This is a genomic window from Massilia forsythiae (genome assembly GCF_012849555.1).
Taxonomy (GTDB): domain Bacteria; phylum Pseudomonadota; class Gammaproteobacteria; order Burkholderiales; family Burkholderiaceae_D; genus Telluria; species Telluria forsythiae.
Window position 1 is genome coordinate 3,074,782 of record NZ_CP051685.1, and the last position, 22,712, is coordinate 3,097,493.

The 22,712-nt window shown below is 65.2% G+C and carries 21 protein-coding genes and 1 tRNA gene; 3 read left to right on the forward strand and 19 right to left on the reverse strand.

Annotation, left to right across the window (positions count from 1 at the left end; translation table 11 throughout):
• Positions 1–43 precede the first annotated feature (43 nt).
• The 4 genes from HH212_RS13185 to HH212_RS13200 form a co-directional block, all read right to left on the reverse strand.
• The gene (locus HH212_RS13185) at positions 44–1,099 is read right to left on the reverse strand and encodes a quinone-dependent dihydroorotate dehydrogenase (protein WP_170202889.1); all 1,056 of its coding nucleotides are present in this window, start codon (positions 1,097–1,099) and stop codon (positions 44–46) included.
• A 183-nt stretch (positions 1,100–1,282) separates the two neighbouring features.
• Positions 1,283–2,011 carry an arginyltransferase gene (locus HH212_RS13190; RefSeq protein WP_170202890.1) on the reverse strand — a complete coding sequence of 243 codons (729 nt, stop codon included), beginning with the start codon at positions 2,009–2,011 and terminating at the stop codon, positions 1,283–1,285.
• 58 nt (positions 2,012–2,069) lie between these two features.
• Positions 2,070–2,792 carry a leucyl/phenylalanyl-tRNA--protein transferase gene (gene aat / locus HH212_RS13195; RefSeq protein ID WP_170202891.1) on the reverse strand — a complete coding sequence of 241 codons (723 nt, stop codon included), beginning with the start codon at positions 2,790–2,792 and terminating at the stop codon, positions 2,070–2,072.
• 13 nt (positions 2,793–2,805) lie between these two features.
• Complete coding sequence (locus HH212_RS13200; RefSeq protein ID WP_170202892.1) at positions 2,806–3,387, reverse strand: NUDIX hydrolase; 582 nt, start codon at positions 3,385–3,387, stop codon at positions 2,806–2,808.
• Positions 3,388–3,538: 151 nt separating this feature from the next.
• Here HH212_RS13200 and HH212_RS13205 point away from each other — a divergent pair.
• The 3 genes from HH212_RS13205 to HH212_RS13215 all read left to right on the forward strand — a co-directional run bounded on the left by HH212_RS13205 (position 3,539) and on the right by HH212_RS13215 (position 5,587).
• Positions 3,539–3,615: transfer RNA gene (locus HH212_RS13205), tRNA-Met, on the forward strand.
• Between the two features lie 358 nt (positions 3,616–3,973).
• A complete protein-coding gene (locus HH212_RS13210) occupies positions 3,974–5,044 on the forward strand; it encodes a glycosyltransferase family 2 protein (protein ID WP_170202893.1) in 1,071 nt (356 codons plus the stop codon).
• Positions 5,045–5,173: 129 nt separating this feature from the next.
• Positions 5,174–5,587, forward strand: a complete 414-nt coding sequence (locus tag HH212_RS13215; protein WP_170202894.1) for a T6SS immunity protein Tdi1 domain-containing protein — start codon at positions 5,174–5,176, stop codon at positions 5,585–5,587.
• Between the two features lie 40 nt (positions 5,588–5,627).
• Here the strand turns inward: HH212_RS13215 and HH212_RS13220 are convergent, their stop codons facing one another.
• The 15 genes from HH212_RS13220 to HH212_RS13290 form a co-directional block, all read right to left on the reverse strand.
• A complete protein-coding gene (locus HH212_RS13220) occupies positions 5,628–6,683 on the reverse strand; it encodes a hypothetical protein (protein WP_170202895.1) in 1,056 nt (351 codons plus the stop codon).
• Between the two features lie 91 nt (positions 6,684–6,774).
• Positions 6,775–7,662: a DNA-3-methyladenine glycosylase 2 gene (locus HH212_RS13225; RefSeq protein ID WP_170202896.1), complete on the reverse strand. Its 888-nt coding sequence runs from the start codon at positions 7,660–7,662 to the stop codon at positions 6,775–6,777.
• On the reverse strand, positions 7,659–8,588 hold the full coding sequence (locus HH212_RS13230) for a DMT family transporter (protein WP_170202897.1): 930 nt from the start codon (positions 8,586–8,588) through the stop codon (positions 7,659–7,661). The genes HH212_RS13225 and HH212_RS13230 overlap by 4 nt, the downstream gene beginning before the upstream one ends.
• A gap of 356 nt (positions 8,589–8,944) precedes the next feature.
• Positions 8,945–10,045: a M48 family metallopeptidase gene (locus tag HH212_RS13235; protein ID WP_170202898.1), complete on the reverse strand. Its 1,101-nt coding sequence runs from the start codon at positions 10,043–10,045 to the stop codon at positions 8,945–8,947.
• A gap of 15 nt (positions 10,046–10,060) precedes the next feature.
• Positions 10,061–10,510, reverse strand: coding sequence for a dUTP diphosphatase (dut, locus tag HH212_RS13240; protein ID WP_170202899.1), 450 nt, complete (start codon positions 10,508–10,510; stop codon positions 10,061–10,063).
• Positions 10,511–10,575: 65 nt separating this feature from the next.
• Positions 10,576–11,802 (reverse strand): bifunctional phosphopantothenoylcysteine decarboxylase/phosphopantothenate--cysteine ligase CoaBC, encoded by a 1,227-nt coding sequence (gene coaBC, locus HH212_RS13245; RefSeq protein WP_170205422.1) that lies wholly within the window; start codon positions 11,800–11,802, stop codon positions 10,576–10,578.
• Between the two features lie 19 nt (positions 11,803–11,821).
• Positions 11,822–12,334, reverse strand: coding sequence for a signal peptidase II (lspA, locus tag HH212_RS13250; RefSeq protein ID WP_170205423.1), 513 nt, complete (start codon positions 12,332–12,334; stop codon positions 11,822–11,824).
• Positions 12,335–12,408: 74 nt separating this feature from the next.
• Positions 12,409–15,321: an isoleucine--tRNA ligase gene (ileS, locus tag HH212_RS13255; protein WP_170202900.1), complete on the reverse strand. Its 2,913-nt coding sequence runs from the start codon at positions 15,319–15,321 to the stop codon at positions 12,409–12,411.
• A 131-nt stretch (positions 15,322–15,452) separates the two neighbouring features.
• Positions 15,453–16,430 (reverse strand): bifunctional riboflavin kinase/FAD synthetase, encoded by a 978-nt coding sequence (locus tag HH212_RS13260; protein ID WP_170202901.1) that lies wholly within the window; start codon positions 16,428–16,430, stop codon positions 15,453–15,455.
• Between the two features lie 214 nt (positions 16,431–16,644).
• The gene (locus HH212_RS13265) at positions 16,645–17,874 is read right to left on the reverse strand and encodes a tetratricopeptide repeat protein (protein ID WP_170202902.1); all 1,230 of its coding nucleotides are present in this window, start codon (positions 17,872–17,874) and stop codon (positions 16,645–16,647) included.
• Positions 17,875–17,943: 69 nt separating this feature from the next.
• Entirely contained in the window at positions 17,944–18,375 is a 432-nt protein-coding gene (locus tag HH212_RS13270) for an ExbD/TolR family protein (protein WP_211172491.1), read from the reverse strand.
• 113 nt (positions 18,376–18,488) lie between these two features.
• On the reverse strand, positions 18,489–18,917 hold the full coding sequence (locus HH212_RS13275; RefSeq protein ID WP_170202903.1) for an ExbD/TolR family protein: 429 nt from the start codon (positions 18,915–18,917) through the stop codon (positions 18,489–18,491).
• Positions 18,918–18,920: 3 nt separating this feature from the next.
• On the reverse strand, positions 18,921–19,859 hold the full coding sequence (locus tag HH212_RS13280) for a MotA/TolQ/ExbB proton channel family protein (RefSeq protein WP_229217702.1): 939 nt from the start codon (positions 19,857–19,859) through the stop codon (positions 18,921–18,923).
• Between the two features lie 82 nt (positions 19,860–19,941).
• The gene (locus HH212_RS13285) at positions 19,942–20,610 is read right to left on the reverse strand and encodes an energy transducer TonB (RefSeq protein WP_170205426.1); all 669 of its coding nucleotides are present in this window, start codon (positions 20,608–20,610) and stop codon (positions 19,942–19,944) included.
• Between the two features lie 569 nt (positions 20,611–21,179).
• On the reverse strand, positions 21,180–22,706 hold the full coding sequence (locus tag HH212_RS13290; protein WP_170202904.1) for a SpoVR family protein: 1,527 nt from the start codon (positions 22,704–22,706) through the stop codon (positions 21,180–21,182).
• Between the last annotated feature and the right edge of the window lie 6 nt (positions 22,707–22,712).

The following is a 22,712-nucleotide window of genomic DNA, read 5'->3' on the forward strand; positions in this document are numbered from 1 at the left end:
GCGCGCCGGCACACCGAGCCGGTGATATGAGGTAACGCGAAATTCAGGGTTTCTTGCCTGCCTGCGCGCGCAGCGCATCCGCGCATTCGCGTACCAGCGCCGGGCCGCGGTAGATCAGGCCGCTGTACAGCTGCACCAGCTGGGCGCCGGCCGCGATCTTGGCCCTGGCGTCCTGGCCGCGCAGGATGCCGCCCACGCCGATGATCGGCACGGCGTCGCCGACTTCCTTCTTCAAGGCGCGGATCACGATGTTGGACAGGTCGAACACCGGCGCGCCCGACAGGCCGCCCTGCTGGTTGGCGTGGCGCATGCCTTCGACGTCGCGCCGGGTGAGCGTCGTGTTGGTGGCGATCACGCCGTCGATCTTGTGGCGCAGCAGCGCCGCGCCGATGTCGCGGATCTGGTCGCCGTCGATGTCCGGGGCGATCTTCAGCGCCAGCGGCACGTAGCGGCCGTGCTGGTCGGCCAGGCGCGCCTGCTCCTGCTTCAGCTGCGACAGCAGGCCGTCCAGTTCCGACGCGCCCTGCAGCTGGCGCAGGTTCTTGGTATTCGGCGACGAGATGTTGACGGTGACGTAGCTGGCGTAAGGATAGACCTTGCGCAGGCATTCCAGGTAGTCGTCGGCGGCGCGCTCGATCGGCGTGTCGGCGTTCTTGCCGATGTTCAGGCCCAGCACGCCGCGCCGTTCGCGGTAGAAGCGCGAAGCCTGCACGTTGGCGACGAAGGCATCGACGCCGCCGTTGTTGAAGCCCATGCGGTTGATGATGCCTTGTGCGGCCGGCAGGCGGAACATGCGCGGGCGCGGATTGCCGGGCTGGGCGCGCGGCGTCACGGTGCCGATCTCGATCGAGCCGAAGCCGAGCGCCGCCAGGCCGTCGATATAGGCGCCGTCCTTGTCCAGGCCGGCGGCCAGGCCGACCGGGTTCGGAAAGGTAATGCCCATGACGGTGCGCGGATCGGGCGCCGGCTTTCCGATGACGCCGGTGACGCCCAAGGCAGCGGCGCGCCGCAGCGCCGGCAGCGTCAGGTTGTGCGCCGTTTCCGGATCGAGGGAAAACAGCAGCGGGCGGGCAAGCGTGTACAGGAATTTGTCGGGCATGTTGTTCGAGAGCCCATCCCGGCGCAGGTATCCGGGCAGGGTTCTGCGCCGTGGCTTGCCAGCAAGGATGGACTCTTCATCATCGAGTCGCCCCATTTTAACCTGTAAGGTTGACAAGGGGTGCTAGCCTGGCTCGGCAGTAGGAGGGCCGGTACGGCGGTCGGCGCCGGCCGGCATGCGCGCTCAGCGCTCCAGTACGCCCCAGACGCCGTCGATGCGCGCTTCCAGCGGCCGGAAATTGATTTTGTAGGCCATCTTCGGGCTCTGCTCGATCCAGTAGCCGAGATACACGTAGGGCAGGCCCAGCTCGCGCGCCTGCTCGATCTGCCACAGCACGTTGTAGGTGCCGAACGAGGCGCCTTCCAGGTCGGGATCGAAGAACGTATATACCGAGGACAAGCCGTCGGTCAGCACGTCGATGATCGACACCATGCGCAGCACGCCGTCCGGCTCGCGGAATTCCACCAGGCGCGTGTTGACCCGGCTTTGCAGCAGGAACTGGGCGTACTGGTCGCGGCTGTCCTGGTCCATGCCGCCGCCGACGTGGCGCGTGGTCTGGTAGCGCAGGTACAGCGCGTAGTGCTCGTCCGAGAACGACAGGTTGGCCACCGTGGCGGCCAGGCCGGCGTGGTGCTTCCAGGCGCGCCGCTGGCTGCGGTTGGGCGCAAAGGCCTGCACGCCCACCCGCACCGGGATGCAGGCGCGGCAGCCGTCGCAGTACGGGCGGTAGGTGAAGATGCCGCTGCGGCGAAAGCCGTTGCGCACCAGTTCGGAATACACGTCCGCATTGATCAGATGGGACGGCGTGGCGACCTGCGAACGCGCCTGGCGCGCGTCCAGGTAACTGCACGGGTAGGGCGCCGTGGTGTAGAACTGCAGCGTGGAAAATGGCAGGTCATTTAGGTGCGTCATGCAATGCTCTCGAGACGACGTTTGACACCATTGTAGCCAAAGAAGGCGCTGCGTGCCCTCAGGCGGTCAATGGAGGCACGACTTCCCAGCGCTCGATCGGCGGCGCCTGCACCGCCTGGCGCACGTGCTCGAGAAACTGGCGGCGCGGGATCGGCACGGCGCCCAGCGAGGCCAGGTGGCCGGTCTCCTGCTGGCAGTCGAGCATCGCCACGCCCTGGGTGCGCAAGAAGGCGACCAGGTAGGCCAGCGCCACCTTGGAGGCGTCCGACACGCGCGCGAACATCGATTCGCCGTAAAACATGCGGCCGATGCACACGCCATAGGCGCCGCCGACCAGTTCGCCGTCCAGCCACACCTCGGACGAGTGCGCATGGCCGAGCGCGAACAGGCCGGTGTAGCCGTCGATGATGTCTTCCGAGATCCAGGTGCCGGGCCCGTCCTTGCGCGGGGCGGCGCAGGCGCGCATCACCTGCTCGAAAGCGCTGTCGAAGCGCACGTCCCAAGGTCCACTGCCCAAGCGCGAACGCTCGACCTTGCGCAGCGTCTTCCTGAGGCTGTCGCTCAGCTTGAAGGCGTCGGTATGCAGCACCATGCGCGGATCGGTGCTCCACCACAGGATCGGCTGGCCTTCGGAAAACCAGGGGAAGATGCCGTTGCGGTAGGCCTGCAGCAGGCGCCACGGCGACAGGTCGGCGCCGGCCGCCAGCAGGCCGGGCGCGTCGGTCGTCAGCGCCTCGGACACGTCGGGAAACGGCGTATTCGCTTCCAGCCAGGGGATCATGGTCGCTCCGGCCTCAGTCCGGTTGCACCGGCGCGCGCATCGGACGCGTGATGTCGCTGCAGTGGAAGCCGTAGGCGCCGCCCGCGCGGATGCGCGCGCGGTCGGCGAAGAACAGTTCGAGCGTGGTGCGGATGGTCGGGAAGGCCAGGTCGTCCCAGGGAATTTCGTGCTCGGCGAACAGCTGCACGTCCAGGCTTTCGATGCCCGGCGCGTAATCGAGGTCGAGCAGTTCGGCCAGGTAGAACAGGTGGACCTGGTGCACGTGCGCCACATTCAGCAGGGTGAACAAGGGGCCGAGGGCGACGTTGGCGCCGGCTTCTTCCTCGGTTTCCCGGGCGGCGGCTTCGCCCGTGGTCTCTTCGTTTTCCATGAAGCCGGCCGGCAGGGTCCAGTAGCCGTGGCGCGGCTCGATCGCGCGCTTGCACAGCAGTACCTTGAGCTCGCCGTCGCGTTCCCATACTGGAATCGAACCGATGACCAGTTTCGGGTTCTGGTAATGGATGGTGCCGCAGCTAGTGCACACGTAGCGCGGGCGGTTGTCCCCTTCCGGGATGGCGACCGTGACCGGATGGGCGCACTCGGAGCAGAATTTCATAGGAAACGCAGGAATTGATGTTGCCCCTACTTTACACCGGTTTGCAGCGGCTGTGCCGCGCCGCATTCCGGCGGCGGCAGCCGCTCCGTCGCGGTGGCGGCGGGCGGGATTGCCTGAACCGCCAAAGCCGCGTATAATACGAACCATCAGACGCGGGGTGGAGCAGTCTGGCAGCTCGTCGGGCTCATAACCCGAAGGTCACAGGTTCAAATCCTGTCCCCGCAACCAAATTCCTCGGCGATGGCGCATCCTGTTCGAACGACAGGTGCGCCATTGTAGTTTGTGCCGCCCGTTTGTCGCCTCAGCGGCAAGCACGTCAAATCCTGCCCCAAGTCTCCTCATCCGCGCGCGATCGGCAATCCGGAAAGCGCGATCTGCTATAGTTGCCATCCATTAAGAATATTTTATTGAGATATCTCAATAAGTGGCCGACAATGTCGTGATGGTACGTTGCCCAAGCGTCGCACGTGCCGTGGGATCTTGTTCGTTCAAGCGTCCCTTGTCGCCTGCCCGCGCGTCACCGTGCAGGATTCAGACCATATTGCGTTTGACGTACATCGCGTCCTCTTTCTAAGGTAGTCCGCCCATGAGCGTTCCAACATCCGACCATTCCCCCTCCGCCGCCACCGTGGCCGGCGCGCAACGTCCCAGGGTGCTGATCAGCATCCTGAACTGGAATGGCCTGCAAAAGACCCTGACCTGCCTGGAATCGTTGAAGGACCAGCGCGCAAGCACGCCCGCCGACGTCACCACGCTGGTCATCGACAATGGATCGCGCAACGATGAAGCGGCGGCCTTGTCCGCCGCGCTGGCGTCGACCGATGTGGTGCTCAAGTGCCTGCCGAACAACCTGGGCTTCACCGGCGGACACAATGTCGCCATCAAGATGGCGATCGAGGAAGGCTACGATTTCATCTGGCTGCTGAACAACGACGCCAAGGTCACGCCCGGCACCTTGCGCGAACTGGTGGCGGAAATCCAGCAGCACCCGCGCTGCGGCGTGGTGTCGCCGATCCTGCGCGACATCGACGACGGTACCGTTGCCCGCTGCGTCAATACCCACGAGTGGGACAAGCGCTGCTCGCGGCGCATCCTCGACATCGAGGAAGCGCGGCGTTTTCAGGAAGAACATCCGCTGGAAACCTGGGTTGACGGCACCGCCGTGCTGTTCCGCGTGTCCGCCCTGAAGGAAGTCGGCTTGCTCGACGACCGCCTGTTCGCGTATTACGACGACAACGAGATCGGCGTCAGGCTGGCCGCCAGGGGATGGTCCAGCCGTTGCGTGTTCACGGCAACCGTCCTGCATGAAAACAGGAAGAAGCTGGAAGAGTTCCCGTCCTACCTGAGCTACCTGCTGCAGCGTAACGAACTGCTTTTTTATTATGCCAATACGCCGCCGAAATACCGCAGCCTGCTGTGGCTGCGGCTGATGGACAAGGCGTGGTTCGATGCCAGCCGCTTCCACCAGTACGGACTGGAAGGCCACAGCAAGGCGGCCATGCTGGGCATCTACGATTTCATGAAGGGCAATTTCGGTCCGCCGGCCCACGACCGGCCGGTGCCGGCCTCGATGTACGCGCTGCGCGCGGCGGCGGGATTGTTCTACAACATCAAGAACACGCCGATGCGCCTGAAAAAGCGCCTGGCGGCGCGCTGATCTGCGGACGCGGGAGGGGCCATGCCGGCGCCGCCTGCGATCCAGCGCAAATGTCGTTCAAGCCGACGCGACAGTTCCCGATGCCCGCTGTCCAACCATCGTGCCAATTATCCGATGGAGCATGATGCGATGATTCCCGTGGACGAGATCAATGCAGCCTGGGGCTGGGTCGGCCTGAACGCCGTGGAAGTGCTGGGCGAAAACGCCTTCGGCAACCTGATCATCCGCGACGACGCCGACACCTACTGGCTGTTGTCGCCGCCAGACCTCCGCTGCGAGCCGGTCGCCGACGACCGCGCTGCCCTGGACGCCCTGTCATACAACCAGGCATTCCTCAACGAGTGGTACATGCCCGAGGAAGTGCGCCTGGCCGAATCCACGCTGGGACCGTTGGCGGCAGGCCGCAAGTACTGCCTCAGGATTCCCAGCGCGCTGGGCGGCCGTTACGGCCGCGACAACCTGGCTACGGTGCCGCTGTCGGAACTGATCCGTTTCGCGGGCGAGGGCGCCCAGCAGTTCGACGGCATGCCGCGCTGGAATTGAGCCGGCACGCCAACGCGCGGCAGGTTTCTGGAGGCGCCTGTCAGAAGCGCTTCAGGATACCGAGCTGGAACAGGTCGCGGTCGTTGGTCTGGCGGAAGGTCTTGACGCGGTTGAAGTTGACGAATGCGCGCGTCCGGCGCGACAGCGCGCGCTCCGCCTGGAAGCTGATCAGGACGTTGGCGCGGGTACGGTCGGCGTCGTACTTGTTCCAGGCGACGTAGGGGCCGAGGCCGGCGCTCATCGACAGGCGCGGCGTCACCTGCTGCACGTACCAGAGCTGTCCGGCCAGGCCGCGCCGGTCGACGCGGGTGCCGTCGTTGCCTTCATAGATGGCCTTGCCCGACACCGCCCAGTGGTCCATGCGCTCGTCCAGGTACTTGCGCGCTTCCAGCACGCCGGCATTGGCGCTGTCGGTATTCGACAGGTTGGTGATCGAGCGGCCGATCGAGCCGCCGACCCACCAGGGGCCGGTGGCCGGTTCGGTATCCGGCTCGGCGCGCGTTTCGCCGAACTGGCGGCCGATGCCGACCAGTACGGCGGTGGAGTTGTGCGCATCGTGCATCATCACCTGGTTCACGCCCACGCGCAGGTGGGTGCCGTCGGGCAGGTTGGCCCAGCCGCTGTCGAGCGGAAAGCGCAGCGTGGCGCTGAGCAACAGGCCCAGGTGCGAATCGTCCTGCTGGCGGCCGTCGGCGATCGTGGTGTTCATGCTCAGGTAGGGGCCGGCGCCGAATTCGCCGCTGACGTTGCGGCCGAGCGGGCGCACGGCCAGCCATTGCACGGCGAAGCCGTCGCGGTGGTTGTTGTCCGGATGGCCTTCGTTGTAGTGGATGAAATCGATGCGGCCGCCACCGAGCAGCTCCGGTTCGCGGCGGCCGGCGCGCACTTCGAAGGTGCGGTGCTGCATCCAGCGCGTGCCGGTGTCGTTCTGGCCGTGCATGCGGCCGTCGCCGAAGCCGATCGACAGGTAGGCACCGTGATCGTCTTGCGCGAGCGTGGCGGTCTGGTCGTCGGCGGGTTGCCGGGCAGTAGTCTGGGCCCAGGCGGCACCGGCGCAGCCGAGCAGCAGCGCGCCGATCCATGGTCGTAATGTCATGCTGTCCTTTCGAGGCGAGCCGGCCTGAATGGCGGCTCTGCTAGCACTATGATAATCGCTCGTTTGGAATCACGTCATACATGGGCATGTGCTAGCCCAGGCTGGCCCACAGGTAAGCGGCTGCCATGGTGCGGTGCGGACGATAATTCTGCAGGAAGGCCTCGGCCTCGGCCATGCTGGGCCGCTCGGGCATGTCCAGCAGGCGGCCGATGGCGCTGCGCACGGCCACGTCGCCGTGCAGCGAACAATCGGGATAGCCGTAACCGCGCAGCAATGCGTAATTCACCGTCCAGGGACCGATGCCTTTCACCGCCAGCAGGCGCGCGCTGATGCCGCCGAGGTCGGCATCGCGGTCCAGGGAGACGGCGCCGTCCGCCGCGAGCCGCGCCAGGCGCAGCAGGGTTTCCGCCTTTGCGCGCGAGAATTTGTGCGGGGTCAGTTGTTCTACATCGAGACGGGCCACGTCGGCCGCTTCCGGATAACACCACAAGCCATCCGGATGGCGGCGCCCGGCGAGCAGGATGAAACTGCGGCGCAGCGCGATCGCGAAGGCGACGTTGATCTGCTGGCCCATGATGGCCCAGGTGAGCGCTTCGAACACGGTGGCGGACTGGATCACGCGCAGGCTGCCGACGCGCCGCACCAGCGGGCCGAACAGCGGGTCGTCCTGCACCGCGCATGCGAACGGCGCCGGGTCGATGCGCAGGCCGAGCGTGTTCAGCAGCGCCGCCTGCGCTCGCGCCGGCGGCGCGCCGTCCGCGTCGGCAAGGCCGTTCGCGACGTCCACGCTGCAGCGCGCCCAGCCGTCCTCGAACGCGATGTCCAGCAGCACCGGCGCGCCGTCCAGCAGCACGCCCTTGCGCAGGCGGTCCTCGGAGACGCGTTCCGCCAGCGCTTCGCGGTCGCGGCCGTGGAAGGCGATGGCATCCTGACGCCGGTAGCCGGGCGGCAGCGCGATGTCGAGACGGTGCAGGCTCATTCGGTCGTTTGCCGCTGCGCAGGCAGTCCGGCGCCGCGGCTGCCGTGCGGCCGCAGGCGCGTCAGCCAGCGCGGCGCGAAACCGGTCACCAGCGCGATGCCCGCCAGCACCACGGCGGCGCCCACGGCCGTGTACCAGCCGATCGCCTCGCCCAGGAACAGCACGCCCCACAGGATGCCGAACAGCGGATTCAGGAAGGTGACCGTCAATGCCGAGGTGGCGCCGACTTCCTCGATCAGGCGGAAATACAGGATGTAGGCGACGCCGCTGCACAGCACGCCCAGCGCCAGCACCGCCGCCATCACGCCGGGTGTCGGCGCGCCTGCCGGCGCAAACACCATCAGGGCCGGCAGCACCATCAGCGCCGAGGTCCACATGGTGCCGTGCGCATTGGCGAACGGCTCGACGCTCGGCGCCGAGCGCGCGTACAGGCTGGCCACGCTGTAGCTGAAGGCGGCCAGCAGCGCCACGCCCACCGCGATGGCGGCGCCGGGGCGGGCGAAGGCGTGGTCGAAGCCGACCAGCAGCGCCACCCCCAGCGTGCCCAGCACCAGGCCGATGGCGCTCCTGGCCCCGATCGCCTGGCGCGACCAAGCGGCGCCCAGCAGCGCGCCCCACATCGGCGCGGTGGCGTTCAGCACCGACAGCAGCGAGGCCGGCAGGGTGCGCGCGGCGAAGGCGAACAGCAAGAAGGGCAGGGCGGAATTGAAGAAGCCGAGGATAACGTAATGCTTCCAGTGCGCGCGCAGGTGCAGCGCGCGCTTCAATACCAGGCCGACCGCGGCCAGGAACAGCGCCGCGAACAGCACGCGCAGTTCGATCAGCAGCGCCGGCCCCAGCACCGGCGCGCCGATGCGCATGAACAGGAAGGAACCGCCCCAGATGGCGGCAAGCAGGATCAGGCGCAGCAGGTTGGCGGTGCTCATGGTTTTTCTCCCCGGATCAAGGGGCATATTGTCACTGGCGCGGCGGGGCGGCGCTTCCCGGTTGTTGCCGTCGAATTCATCGGGGCGGCGGCGGGAGGGACATGATACGCACAATGCGGGGACTGGTGCGGGGAAATAGAAAGAGCAGTACAGGTACGCAAGCGGGCATCTCGGGCACTGCCTGATGCCACAGGCCTTGAAGCGTCGTCCCCGCGAAGGCGGGGACCCATACCGAAATGACAGAAACGGCTACTTTTGAAACGCCAGGTCATTTTTGAAGGATCGACTTCGATCACTCAGCATGGGTCCCCGCCTGAGCGGGGACGACGCGGAAGGCCGTAGTTCTACCATCGGGTCTACGGCACCAGCGTCTTCTTCCCGGAACGCTTGCTGCGGATTTCTCCCAGTGCCTTGTCCACCGCCGCCAGGCGCGCCGGCAGGGCCGGGTGGTTGGCGCCGTAGCCGTTGAGCACCGTGGGCGGCGCCGCTTCGGCCAGGCGGCGCCAGAAGGCCGGGGCGTCGGCGACGTCGTAGCCGGCGCGCGCCGCCAGGTAGATGCCGAGGCGGTCGGCGGCGGCGTCGGCGTCGGCCGGCATGGCCTTGATGCCGCCGCTGCCGATCAGCATCGAGGTATCCGGCGTTACGCTGCGCAGGTTGTCGACGATGCTGGCCAGCGTCTCCTTGTTGCGCTGGAGGCCCGGGTGGCCGAGCATGTTGTGCGCCATCGTCTTGGCCAGCACGAAGGCCAGCTCGTCGTCGTCGCGCGTGAAATTCAGCATGCCGCGCGTGACCAGCACGCGGCTGCCGTCGGCATAGGCGTTGACGATGTCGGCATTGCCCAGCTCAATGGCGAAGGCGCAGGCGCGCGTGGCGGGAATCGCCAGCTGGCGCTCGCTGTCGCGGCGCGCGATCGTCATCGGCAGCGTGGCCTGGGTGGCGATGATGCGGCTGAAGATGCCGCCGGCCTGCGACAGCGCGTTCTGCCCGGTGGGCAACGGCTTGCCGCCGGCGGCCAGCAGCACGTCGCCGGTCTGCAGGCCGACGCGCGCGGCGCCGCTGCCGGCCAGCACGCCGGTCACCTGCAGGCGCTCTTCCATGCCGAAGGCGACGTGAGCCGCCTCGTTGTAGTCGCCCGGGTAGGACCAGCGGTTCTTGGCGGTGAAGCCCAGCAGGTTGCGCGCCTGGCCCTTGCACAGCTCGGCGTTCTGGATGAGGAGCGGCGCAGCCACCTTGTACAGCCGGTCCTGTAGGTCCGCCATCCGGCTCAGGGTGTCGGCGGCGGCGGCGATCTGCGGCGACAGCGGCGCCGGACCCGGTTCCGCGGCGCGCGGCGGCGCCACGGGCGGCGCCTGGATCGGACGCGGCGCCTGCGTGGCGCAGGCCGACAGCAGCAGGGCGAGGGTGAATCCCAGCGCAGGCGTGACGGCGGCTGGGCGCGGGCGGCGGATACGGGTCATGTGCTCCTCATGTTGTCATTGTTGGCCGGTGCTGCCGAATCCCGCGGCGCCACGGTCGCTCGATGCAAAGTCCTCCACGACGTTGAAACCCACCTGCAGCACGGGCACCACCACCAGCTGCGCCAGACGGTCCATCGGCTGCAGGGTGAAGGCGGATTGTCCGCGGTTCCAGGTCGACACCATCAGCTGACCCTGGTAGTCGGAGTCGATCAAGCCTACCAGATTACCCAGCACGATGCCGTTCTTATGGCCGAGCCCGCTACGCGGCAGGATCATGGCGGCATAGCCCGGATCGGCGAGATGGATCGCCAGGCCGGTCGGCACCAGCACGGTCTGGCCGGGTGCGAGCGTCAGCGGCGCATCGAGGCAGGCGCGCAGGTCGAGGCCGGCGCTGCCGGCGGTGGCGTAGGCCGGCAGGAAGTCCTTCATGCGCGGGTCGAGGATTTTCAGGTCGATGGTGTTCATTGCGGCTTCGGTGAGGCAGGGGTTCGGTTGATACGGTGGATAGCGGTGATGCGGCAGGGCGTGAGTCAGTCCAGCAGCGAGCGCCGTTCCAGGCGCTTGGCGATTTCGGAGACCAGCTGGCGCGCCAGCTCCAGCTTGGACGCGCGCGGCAGGACCGTGTGCCCGCTTTCGTCGAACAGCACGATCGCGTTCTCATCCTGACCGAAGGTCTGCGGTCCGATGTTGCCTACGAGCAAAGGAATGCCTTTCTTCTCGCGCTTGGCGGCGCCGTATTCGATCAGGTTCTCGGATTCGGCGGCGAAGCCGACGCAATACGGCCAGCCGCTCAGCGAGGTGGTGGCGGCGACTTGCGCCAGGATGTCCGGATTCGGCGCGAACTTCAGTTCCGGCATGGCGCTGCCATCCTTCTTGATCTTGTGCGCGCTGGCGTTCTCGACGCGCCAGTCGGCCACGGCGGCCACCGCCACGAATACGTGCTGGGCCGGCGCGTCGTTGAGCACCGCCTGCACCGCCTGCAGCATCTGCTGCGCGCTCTGCACGTCGATGCGGCGCACGCCGTGCGGGGTGGCCAGCGCGGTGGGACCGGACACCAGCGTCACCTCGGCGCCGGCCTCGCGTGCGGCGCGCGCGATCGCATAGCCCATCTTGCCGGACGACAGGTTGGTGATGCCGCGCACCGGGTCGATCGCTTCGTAGGTGGGGCCGGCGGTGATCAGCACGCGCTTGCCGTACAACACCTTGGCCTGGAACGAGGCCACCAGTTCTTCCAGCAATTCGTGCGGTTCCAGCATGCGGCCCATGCCGGTCTCGCCGCAGGCCTGGGAGCCGGCGGCCGGGCCCAGGATGCGGATGCCGTCTTCGCGCAATTGCGCCACGTTGCGCCGGGTCGGCGGCTTTTCCCACATCTCGACGTTCATGGCCGGCGCCACCAGCAGCGGCACGTGGTGCGGGCGCGCCAGGCACAGCGTCGACAGCAGGTCGTCGGTGGCGCCGTGCGCCAGCTTGAACAGGAAGTCGGCCGAGCAGGGCGCCACCAGGATCGCATCGGCGTCGCGCGTCAGGTCGATGTGCGCCATGTTGTTCGCAACGCGGCCATCCCACTGGTCGGTATAGACGGCGCGTCCGGACAGCGCCTGCATCGTCACCGTGCCGATGAAGTGCGTCGCAGCTTCGGTCATCGCCACCTGCACCGTGGCGCCGGCCTTGGCCAGCGCGCGGCACAGTTCGGCGGCCTTGTAGCAGGCCACGCCGCCGGACAGGCCGAGGACGATCTTCTTGCCCTTCAGGTCCATGCTCATTCGATTCTCCGCTTCAGTTTTTGTTCACGCGGCGCAGTTCGTCGACGATGAACAGGAAGGCGCCGATGCAGATCGCGCTGTCGGCGATATTAAAGGCCGGGAAATGGCCGACGCCGGCCAGGTGGAAATCGAGGAAGTCGATCACGTGCCCGTAGGCGAGGCGGTCGATCAGGTTGCCCAGCGCGCCGCCCATGATCAGCGCCAGCGCCCAGCAAAACATGCGCTGGCCGGCGTTCTTGCGCAGCAGGTAGAGGATGAAGCCGACCGCGGCCACCGCGATGGCGGTGAAAAAATAACGCTGCCAGCCGCCCTGGTCGGACAGGAAGCTGAACGCCGCGCCGCGGTTATACGCCAGCACCAGGTTGAAGAAGCCGGTGACCGGCTTTTCCTCGCCCAGGGTGAACAGGCGCGTGATCATGATCTTGGTGATCTGGTCGAGCAGGATCACGAGAAAGGCGATGCCGAGCCACGGGGCCAGGCTGGGACGCGAGACGGCGGAAAATGTCGATTTTTTTTTGGTGGCCATGACGGTGGTGGTGGGAGACGAAGGAAAGGCGCCGGCCGCGTCCGCATCGCGGCGTGGCCGGCGCCAGGGCTGCATCAGGCGTAGCGGCGCTGTTCCCCGCTGCCGAACAGGTTGCTGGTGCAGCGGCCGCACAGGCCCGGGTGGGCCGGGTCATGGCCGACGTCGCGGCGGTAGTGCCAGCAGCGCTCGCACTTGTCCGCCGCCGACGGCGTCACCGCCACCGCTTCCTGGGCCGCGTCCTGCACTTCGTCGACCGCCGCCGCCGAGGTGATGAACACGAATTTCAAGTCGTCGTCCAGGCTCGCCAGCGTGCGGTATTTGTCGCCGGCGGCCTTGATCGCCAGCTCGGCCTGCAGCGAGGAACCGATGGCGCCCGCCGCGCGCACTTCTTCCAGCTGCTTGGTGACGTCGGCGCGTACCGCGCGCAGCAGCGCATACTTGTCCAGCAGCGCGGCGCCGTCGGCGATCGCCGGGAAGGCCCACAGCGTCTGGGTGAAGATGGTCTCGTCGCTGTCGGCAAAGGTCTTCGTGCCGGCGAACACGGCCCAGGCTTCCTCGGCGGTGAACGTCAGGATCGGCGCCATCACGCGCAGCAGGCTGTGCGCGATGTGCCACAGCGCGGTCTGGGCCGAGCGGCGTGCGGGCGAATCGACGCCGGTGGTGTACAGGCGGTCCTTCAGGATGTCGAGGTAGAAGCCGCCCAGGTCTTCCGAGCAGAAGTTCTGCAGGCGCGCCACCACCGGGTGGAATTCGTAGCGCTCGAAGTGCGCGGCGACGTCGTCCTGCAGGCGCGCGGTCTCGGCCAGCGCCCAGCGGTCGATCTCCAGCATCCGTTCGACCGGCACGGCGTTGGCCGCCGGATCGAAGTCCGAGGTGTTGGCCAGCAGGAAGCGCAGCGTGTTGCGGATGCGGCGGTACGATTCCGTCACGCGCTTGAGGATCTCTTCGCTGATCGACAGTTCGCCGGTGTAGTCGGTCGAGGCCACCCACAGGCGCAGGATGTCGGCGCCGAGCGTGTCCGAGATTTTTTGCGGCGCCAGCGTGTTGCCCAGCGACTTCGACATCTTCTTGCCGTGTTCGTCGACGGTGAAGCCGTGCGTCAGCAGCGCTTTATAGGGCGGACGGCCGTTCAGCATCGACGAGGTCAGCAGCGACGAATGGAACCAGCCGCGGTGCTGGTCCGAGCCTTCCAGGTACAGGTCGGCCGGGAACCCCAGTTGTTCCTTGTGCGAGCCGCGCAGCACGGTCTGGTGGGTGGTGCCGGAATCGAACCACACGTCGAGCGTGTCGCGGTTCTTTTCGTAGAGGTCGGCGTCGTCGCCCAGCAGGTCGCGCGCGTCGAGCCGGTGCCAGGCGTCGATGCCGCCTTGCTCGATCAATTGCGCCACCTGCTCCAGCAGTTCCGGGGTGCGCGGATGCAGCTGGCCGGTCTCCTTGTGGATGAAGAAGGCCATCGGCACGCCCCACTGGCGCTGGCGGGACAGGGTCCAGTCCGGACGGTTGGCGATCATGCCTTGCAGGCGCGCCTGGCCCCAGTCCGGGAAGAATTCGGTTTCCTCGATGCCGGCCAGCGCGGTCTCGCGCAGGGTCGGGCCACCGTCCGCCGGCGTCGTGTCCATGCCGGCGAACCACTGGTTGGTGGCGCGGTAGACGATCGGGGTCTTGTGACGCCAGCAATGCATGTAGCTGTGCTCGAACATCTTGAATTCGAACAGGGCGCCGGCCGCGCGCAAGGCATCGCAGATCGGCTTGGACGCTTCCCAGATGGTCATGCCGCCGAACAGCGGCAGGGTGCCGGCGAAACGGCCGTCGCCCAGCACCGGCGTCAGGATGTCGTTGTCGTTCATGCCGTGCGCCTTGCACGACTGGAAGTCTTCCAGGCCGTAGGCGGGCGCCGAGTGCACCACGCCGGTGCCGCTGTCGGTGGTCACATAGTCGGCCGGATAGACCGGCGAAGTGCGGTCGTAGAACGGATCGGCGGCGTGCAGCGGGTGCTTAAAGCGGATGCCTTCCAGCTTGGCGCCTTCGGTGGTGGCGACGATGTCGCCTTCCAGCTTGTAGCGCTCCAGCACGTTCGCGGCCAGGTCCTTGGCGACCAGCAGCAGCAGAGGCTTGCCTTCGCGCTCGGTCCTGACCAGCGCATAGGTCACTTCCGGATGCACGTTGAGCGCCTGGTTGGACGGGATCGTCCAGGGCGTGGTGGTCCAGATCACGATGAAGCCGTCGCCTTCGGGCAGCTGCGCCAGGCCGAACGCCCGGGCCAGCTTGTCGGGTTCGGCGAACGGGAAGCCGACGTCGATCGCCGGGTCGCGCTTGTCCTGGTATTCCACTTCAGCCTCGGCCAGCGCCGAGCCGCAATCGAAGCACCAGTTCACCGGTTTCAGGCCGCGGTACACATACCCCTTTTCCAGCAGCGTGCCCAGGGCGCGCAATTCGTCGGCCTCGTTACCGTAGGCCATGGTCATGTATGGGTTGTCCCACTCGCCCAGCACGCCCAGGCGGATGAAGCCGGCGCGCTGGCGGTCGATCTGTTCTAGTGCATAGGCGCGCGCCTTTTGCAGTACCTCGGCGGTCGGCAGGTTCTTGCCGAACTGTTTTTCGATCTGGATCTCGATCGGCATGCCGTGGCAGTCCCAGCCCGGCACATAGGGCGCGTCGAAGCCGGCCATGGTGCGCGACTTGACCACCATGTCTTTCAGGATCTTGTTGACGGCGTGGCCCAGGTGGATGTCGCCGTTGGCATAGGGCGGACCGTCGTGCAGGATGAACTTCGGGCGGCCGGCGGCCGCCTTGCGCACGCGTTCGTAAATCTTCTTGTCCTGCCATTGCTTGACCCAGCCCGGCTCGCGCTTGGCAAGGTCGCCGCGCATCGGGAACGCGGTATCGGTCATGTTGACAGGGTATTTGCTTTCCGGCTTCTTGGCGCCTTGCTTGCCGGCGTTCTGCGGTTTCTGGCCTTGCTGTTGGCCTGGTTTGGTATCGGACATGGATTTCTTCTAGGATGGACTGCTGTTGTTCGTGGGCGGACGGCCGCGCCAGTGGTTCGTGTGCAAATGCGTGGTAGGCAAACCCGGCGCCGCCTCGCCCGCTTGGGGCGCAAGCGTGCTCGGGCTTGCGGTCAAATTCGGTCGGTGGCGGTCACGGCGCCGCCGCCCGCGCGCCGGGCGAACCAGGCGCGCGCCTGCCGGGCATCGCGTTCGATGGCGGCGGTGAGGGTCGGCAGGTCGACATACTTTTCTTCGTCGCGCAGCTTGGCCAGGAATTCCACGCGCACCAGCTTGCCGTAGCAGGACTGGTTCCAGTCGAACACATGGACTTCGAGCAGCATGCGGCCGGCATCTTCCACGGTCGGGCGCACGCCCAGGCTGGCCACCGCCGGCAGCGGCCCATCGGCCAGGCCGTGCACCTGCACCACGAAGATGCCGGCCAATGCGGGACGGTGCACCACGCGCAGGTTCAGGGTCGGGAAGCCGAGGGTGCGGCCGAGCTTGGCGCCGTGGATCACGTGGCCGGACATCGAATAATCGTGGCCGAGCAGGGCGCGGGTGGCGTTGAAGTCCCCCTGCGCCAGTGCGGCGCGTACGGCCGAGGACGAGATGCGGGTGGCGTCGTGCAGCACCGCCGGCAGGCTGTACACTTCGAAGCCATGGCGCTTGCCGGCTTCCGCCAGCAGCGCCACGTTGCCGGCGCGCCGGGCGCCGTAGCAGAAATCGTCGCCGACCATCAGCCATTTCACGTGCAGGCCCTCCACCAGCACGCGCTGCGTGAAATCGTCGGGCGACATGGCGGCGAAGTGTTCGTTGAAATGCTCGACGATGACGCGGTCGACCCCGGCGTTCGACAGCGATTCCAGCTTGTCGCGCAAGTTGGCGATGCGCGCCGGCGCCCTGGACAAATCGTTGGCGCGCTGGGCGAAGTATTCGCGCGGATGCGGTTCGAACGTCATCACGGCGGCTTCCAGTCCGAGACGGCGCGCGCTGGCGGTCACATGGGCCAACAGGGCCTGGTGTCCGCGATGGACGCCATCGAAGTTGCCGATCGTGAGCGCGCAGGGCGCGCGCGCCCTGTCGTTGGGAAGTCCGCGAAATACCTTCATTGGATGATTCGTGCTCCGGTGCGAAATACAGGATTATACGGCAACTGGCATGTTGCACAGCGCAATGACCATGGGGAAGGGATGCCCGCACGACCGGCAGGCGCAAAACAAGAAGCGCCGCCTGCACGGGGCAGGCGGCGCTTCGGTTCGCCCGGACCGGCCGGGCGGAGGCGCGTACTCGCTGCCGGCGGCCACGCCGCCGGCAGCAGAGCGATCACGACATCGGATGGTTGATGGCCATGATGAAGTAGCGCGCCAGTTCGGCGGCGCCATCCTTGCCGCCCACGGTCTTGAGCGTGCTGATGGCTTGCGCCTTCTTGCCGGCCACGGCGTAGGCTTCGCCCAGGTGCAGCTTGGCGTCTTCCGGATACTTCAGCTTGCCCGACTTGATAGCGGTTTCCATCATCTTCAGGCCCTTGTCGGCCTGGCCGGCCTGCACCAGGCTGTAGCCGAGGGCCACCAGGCTGTCGTTGTCGCCCACCTTGGTGAATTCGGCTTCGGTGGCGGCGAGGTCCTTGTTCTGCTCGCTCAGGTTCTTCTCGGCCAGGTCCTTCAGGCGCTTGTGGCGTTCGGCTTCCGGACCGGTGCCGAGTGCGCCCGCCTTGTAGCCCTTGTCGACCACCTTGACGGCTTCGGCCGGGGCCTTGGCCTGCAACACCAGCTGGCCCATTTCCATGAATTCGCTCGGCTTCTTCATGAGGTTGTTGGCCAGTTTCAGGCGCCACACGTCGACCGTCAGGCGGCTCGAGAACCCCGGGTTGCCCTGCACGCGGTTCAGCAGGTCTTCCCAGTAGCGTGCCTTCGGATAATTGGCGGCCAGTTTTTCGATGGTGCCGACGTAGCCGACCTTGTCACCCTTCTTCAGCTGGATGTTGGCCAGCATGCCGAGTTCGTCTTCGGTCAGGCGGCCGGCCTTTTCGGCATTGCGCAGTTCGGTTTCCAGCGCGGCGACGTTGCCTTGCTTGTAATAGTTCTGCAGCAGGTAAGCGCGCAGTTCCGGATCGTTGCGCTCTTTCAGTTGGGCCAGGATGGCGGCGTTGGCCTTGTTCAGGTCGCCGGCGCGCATGTAGATGCCGACCAGGCCTTTCGAGAAATTCGCCTTGTCGGAAGCCGACAGCTTGCCCGAATCGATCAGGTATTCGAACGACTTGGCGGCGGCGGCGTAATCGCCTGCGGCCGAAGCGGCACCGGCGCGGGTGCGCTCGATCAGGTAGGTTTCGTTGGCATTCTTGCCGCCGACGCTGTCAAGTTGACGCAGGGTCGCCAGCGCTTCCTTGTTCTTGCCCGCTTTCATCTGTTGCTGGGCTTGCTGCAGCGGTTTGCCGATTTCGGCGCGGAGGGTTTCGGCCGCGTAGGCCGGGGCCAGTCCGACCACCGGTACGGCGGCGGTGAATCCGAGAGCGGCCAGTGCGAGGCCGAGATGTGCGAGGCGGAACTTGGACATTATCGAATTTCTTTCTTCAAAATAGACACGGCAGGGAAACCCTGCCGTGTTCATTATAGCCAAAGCGTTTTATTGGAACTGTTCGTTACCGACCATACCAATCTTGGTGACGCCCAGACGCTGTGCCGTCGCCATGACGCCGGCCACCACTTTGTACTCGACCAGCTTGTTCGGACGCAGGTGCACTTCCGGCTGGTTGGCCATCGCGGCGGTTTCGTTCATCTTGGCTTCCAGGGTCGCGCGATCGGGAATCGCCTGACCATTCCAGAGGATGGTGCCGTCGAAGTCCACGTCGATCGTGACCACTTGCGGCTCTTCCACCTTCGGTGGCGGCTTGCCCACCGGCATGTTCAAATTGACGGAGTGGTTTTGCCTCGGAATCGTGATGATCATCATGATGATCAGAACGAGCAGGACGTCAATCAACGGCGTCATGTTCATCTCGATCATCGGTTCCGGATCGGCTCCCTTGGCGGAGCCTGAACCTACGTTCATACCCATGGTGTTTCCTTTTCAAATGTTGGGGAAGCAGAAGCGCCGGGACGAGCCCGGCGCCATCAGGAAGCCATCCCGCGATACGGCTGGCGGGTTGGCCTTCCCGAGCGGCAGGACGATCAGCCCTTGTCCGGCGGTTCGATCACGAAACCGACTTTTTGCACCCCAGCACGTTGTGCAGTGTAGATCACCCGGCCGATCGACTCGTAACGGGTTGCCTGGTCACCGCGCACCTTCACCGCTGGTTGAGGCACTTTTACCGATTGTTCTGCAAAAAACTTGAACAGCTCATCGGTATTGCTGATGCGCTTCTGGTTCCAGTACATCTCGCCTTCGGCATTGACCGTGATGTTAATGTCTTCCGGCTTGGTCTTGGTGACCTGGTTTGTTTCCACTGGCAGATTAACCTTTTGCAGCTTCAAAACCACCGGGCTGGTGATCAGGAAGATGATCAGGAGAACCAACATGATGTCGACGAGCGGCGTCGTGTTGATCTCTGACAGGACGGCATCTTCATCTCCGGAATCGGAGCCGACACTCATTCCCATGATTTATCCCACTTTCTTGGTGCCCGCAGCGGCACGAGCGGCGTCCGAGGTCGACATGGCGCCCGAGATCAGGACCGAGTGCACGTCGGCGCTGAACGAACGGATGTCTTCCATGGCTGCCTTGTTGCGGCGGACCAGCCAGTTGTAGCCCAGAACGGCCGGAACGGCGACGAACAGACCGAAGGCGGTCATGATCAGCGCTTCACCCACCGGACCGGCGACCTTGTCGATCGATGCATTACCCGACATGCCGATGGCGGTCAGTGCGTTGTAGATACCCCAGACGGTACCGAACAGGCCGACGAACGGCGAGGTCGAGCCGACGGTTGCCAGGAACGACAGGCCATCCTGCAGGCGCGACTGGACTTTGTCCACGGCGCGCTGGATCTGCATGGTCACCCAGGTCGACAGGTCGATCTGCTCGAGCAGGGCGCCGTCGTGGTGCTGGGTTGCCTTGGTGCCGGTTTCAGCGATGAAACGGAACGGCGAGCCATCCTTCAGTTGTGCCGAGCCGGCGGCGATCGACGGTGCCTTCCAGAATTTCTGGGTGGTTTCCTTCGACTGGCGCATCACCTTGGCCTGGTCCAGCAGCTTGGTGATGATGATGTACCAGGAACCGATCGACATCAGCGACAGGATGATGATGGTGCCCTTGTTGACGAAGTCGCCTTCGGCCCACATGGCGCCGATGCCGTACGGGTTCTTGACTTCTTCCTTGGTACCTGCCGGACCGGCAGCCGGGGCTGCACCTGCCGGCGCGGCGGCGTCGGTGGCCGGGGCTGCTGCCGGAGCGGCGGTGTCGGCCGGTGCGCTTGCCGCCGGAGCGGTGGCGCCTGCATTGGTATCTTGTGCAAAGGCCGGTGCCGAGACCACAGCCGATGCCGCCGTTACCGAGAACAGGACAGCCGCCAGCGCAGCGGACAAACGGGTATTCTTAAACATGCTTCCTCCAAAAATTTAAAATAAACAGTTCGCTGAACTATTAACAACGAATTACAGGTTGAGACGAGTGCCGTCTCGGTTTTTATTCAAGCGTCCAGACGTACTGCACCGGTGCCCAGGACTGTTGCGGCTGACCATCCACCGTGCCCGGCTTGAAGCGGCATTTGCTCAGCGCTGCTTGCGCGGCGCGGTCCAGGTCGCGGAAGCCACTCGACTTCTGCAGCTTGGCATCCAGCACGCGACCGTCCACGCCGATCAGGAACTGAAGGGTGGTGGTACCGGTTTCTTCGTTACGCAGCGACGATTTCGGGTATTCCGGACGTGCGCAGGTGTTGAAGTCCACGACTGCCGCGGTAGCTGCCGGACCCTTCGGCGCTGCCTGCTGGGCAGGCGGTGCCGGCGGAGCAGGCGGTGCCGGCGGTGCCAGGTTGGTGGTCGGCGGCGGCGTGGTGGTCGCGGCGGCGATCGTGTTTTGCGGCGGCGGCGGCTGCTGCACCTGCACCTCGACCGGCGGGATGAACGGCGGCGGTGGCGCCTTCATTTCCGGCGGCGGCGGCGGCGGCGGGGTTTCCGGAGGCGGCGGCGGCTTCACTTCTTCGATCAGCTTCGTCTCCACAGCTTCAGTCACCTTGCTCACGATCCGGGTGCCAAGGCCATTCACAATCGCCCATGCCACCAGAACGTGCAACACGATGACGATGGCTATGCCTGTGAGATTCTTCCCGGGGTTCTTCTCATGCGAAAAATTCATGCCATATTTCTCCAATACCATCTCTTTTTTGTTGCTACTAAACCCACTAAACACGACAAAAACTCAGGGCCGCATCCGGGACATCGAAGAATTATACCTACGAATTCTTTTTTGCACATACATTTTTAAGCCTTCTAAGAGGGGCTATCTGCCTGTAAAAACAAGCAAACGAACTCATCAGTTAGACGAGTTTGCGAACACCCTGGAGGCGCTTATAAAGGGTCGTTGGATGGTCGGCAGGGGTCCTTTCTGGTCGAGTGAGTCATTGCGGTGCATACGTAGTTTCCCGCACTTTACATGCAAATTCCATTCCCATGCAAATGAGACATGTAACGCATGTGAACTTTCTGCTAACTATAGCCAAGTTTGCCCCGGGGGTGTGTACTGTTGACGAGCACCAGCCGGGGAAATCCATGACCAGCACTTATATACGCACTGCTCCTTGATATGGCTCAGCAGTGCCGTCGAAAGGTAGTTCGACTACATCATGTGGATGGGAGATTGTGCAGGACAGTCAGGGCATTGCCAAGACAATGTTGCCTGCACCGGAACGGCGCAGGCGGAAGGCGTCAATAACGGGCGCGCTTCTCGCGGCGGCATTCCAGGCTGCTGACCACGCGTCCGGACGGGTCCACCGTTTCCAGGCGCACGTCGAAGCCCCACAGTCGTGCAACGTGCTTGAGCACTTCGTGCGCCTGCTGGTTCAGGGGGCGGCGCTGGAACTGCGTATGGCGCAGCGTCAGGGCGCGGTCGTCGCGGGTGTTGACTTGCCAGACCTGAATGTTCGGCTCGCGGTTGCCCAGGTTGTACTGCTCGGCCAGCTGTTGGCGCACGTAGCGGTAGCCGGCTTCGTCGTGGATGGCCGAAATCGTCAGCTTGTCGCTGCGGTCGTCGTCCAGCACGGCAAAGAAGTGGAAGTCGCGGATCAGCTTGGGAGACAGGTATTGCGCGATGAAGCTCTCGTCCTTGAAGTTGCGCATGGCGAAATCAAGGGTGGCGCGCCAGTCGCTGCCGGCGATGTCCGGAAACCAGCTGCGGTCTTCGGCCGTCGGATTCTCGCAGATACGCTTGATGTCCGTCATCATGGCAAAGCCCAGCGCATACGGATTGATGCCGCTGTAGTACGGGCTGTTGGCCGGTGGCTGGTACACCACGTTGGTATGGCTCTGCAGGAACTCCAGCATGAAGCCGTCGCCGACGATGCCTTCCTTGTGCAGCTCCTGCAAAATCGTGTAGTGCCAGAACGTGGCCCAGCCCTCGTTCATCACCTGGGTCTGGCGCTGCGGATAGAAGTACTGGGAAATCTTGCGCGTGATGCGCACCAGTTCGCGCTGCCACGGTTCCAGCAGCGGCGCGTACTTCTCGATGAAGTACAGCAGGTTTTCCTCGGGTTCGACCGGAAAGCGCGGCGGCGGCGCATCCTTCTGCACTTCCTCGCGGCGCGGCAGCGTGCGCCAGAGTTCGTTGACCTGCGTTTGGATGTATTCCTCGCGCTCCTTCTGGCGCGCCGATTCCTGCGCTACCGACAGCTTGGCCGGCCGCTTGTAGCGGTCGACGCCGTAGTTCTGCAGCGCGTGGCAGGAATCGAGCAATTCCTCGACCGCGTCGATGCCGTGGCGCTGCTCGCACTCGGCGATGTAGTTCTTGGCGAAGACCATGTAGTCGACGATGGCGTCGGCATCGGTCCAGGTGCGGAACAGGTAATTGCCCTTGAAAAAGGAATTGTGGCCGTAGGCCGCATGCGCGATCACCAGCGCCTGCATGGTCAGGCTGTTTTCCTCCATCAGGTAGGCGATGCACGGGTTCGAGTTGATGACGATCTCGTACGCCAGGCCCATCTGGCCGCGCTTGTAGCTTTTCTCGGTGCTGAGGAAATGCTTGCCGAACGACCAGTGGTTGTACGACACCGGCATGCCCACCGAGGTGTAGGCATCCATCATCTGCTCGGCGGTGATGATCTCGAGCTGGTTGGGGTAGGTGTCCAGGCCGAACTTCCTGGCCACGCGGCGGATTTCCTCGTGCGCCTGCTCGATCAGGTCGAAGGTCCATTCCGACTGCTCGGGCAGGGCGCGCGGGTTGGCGGGATCTCTTGGCATGGGCGT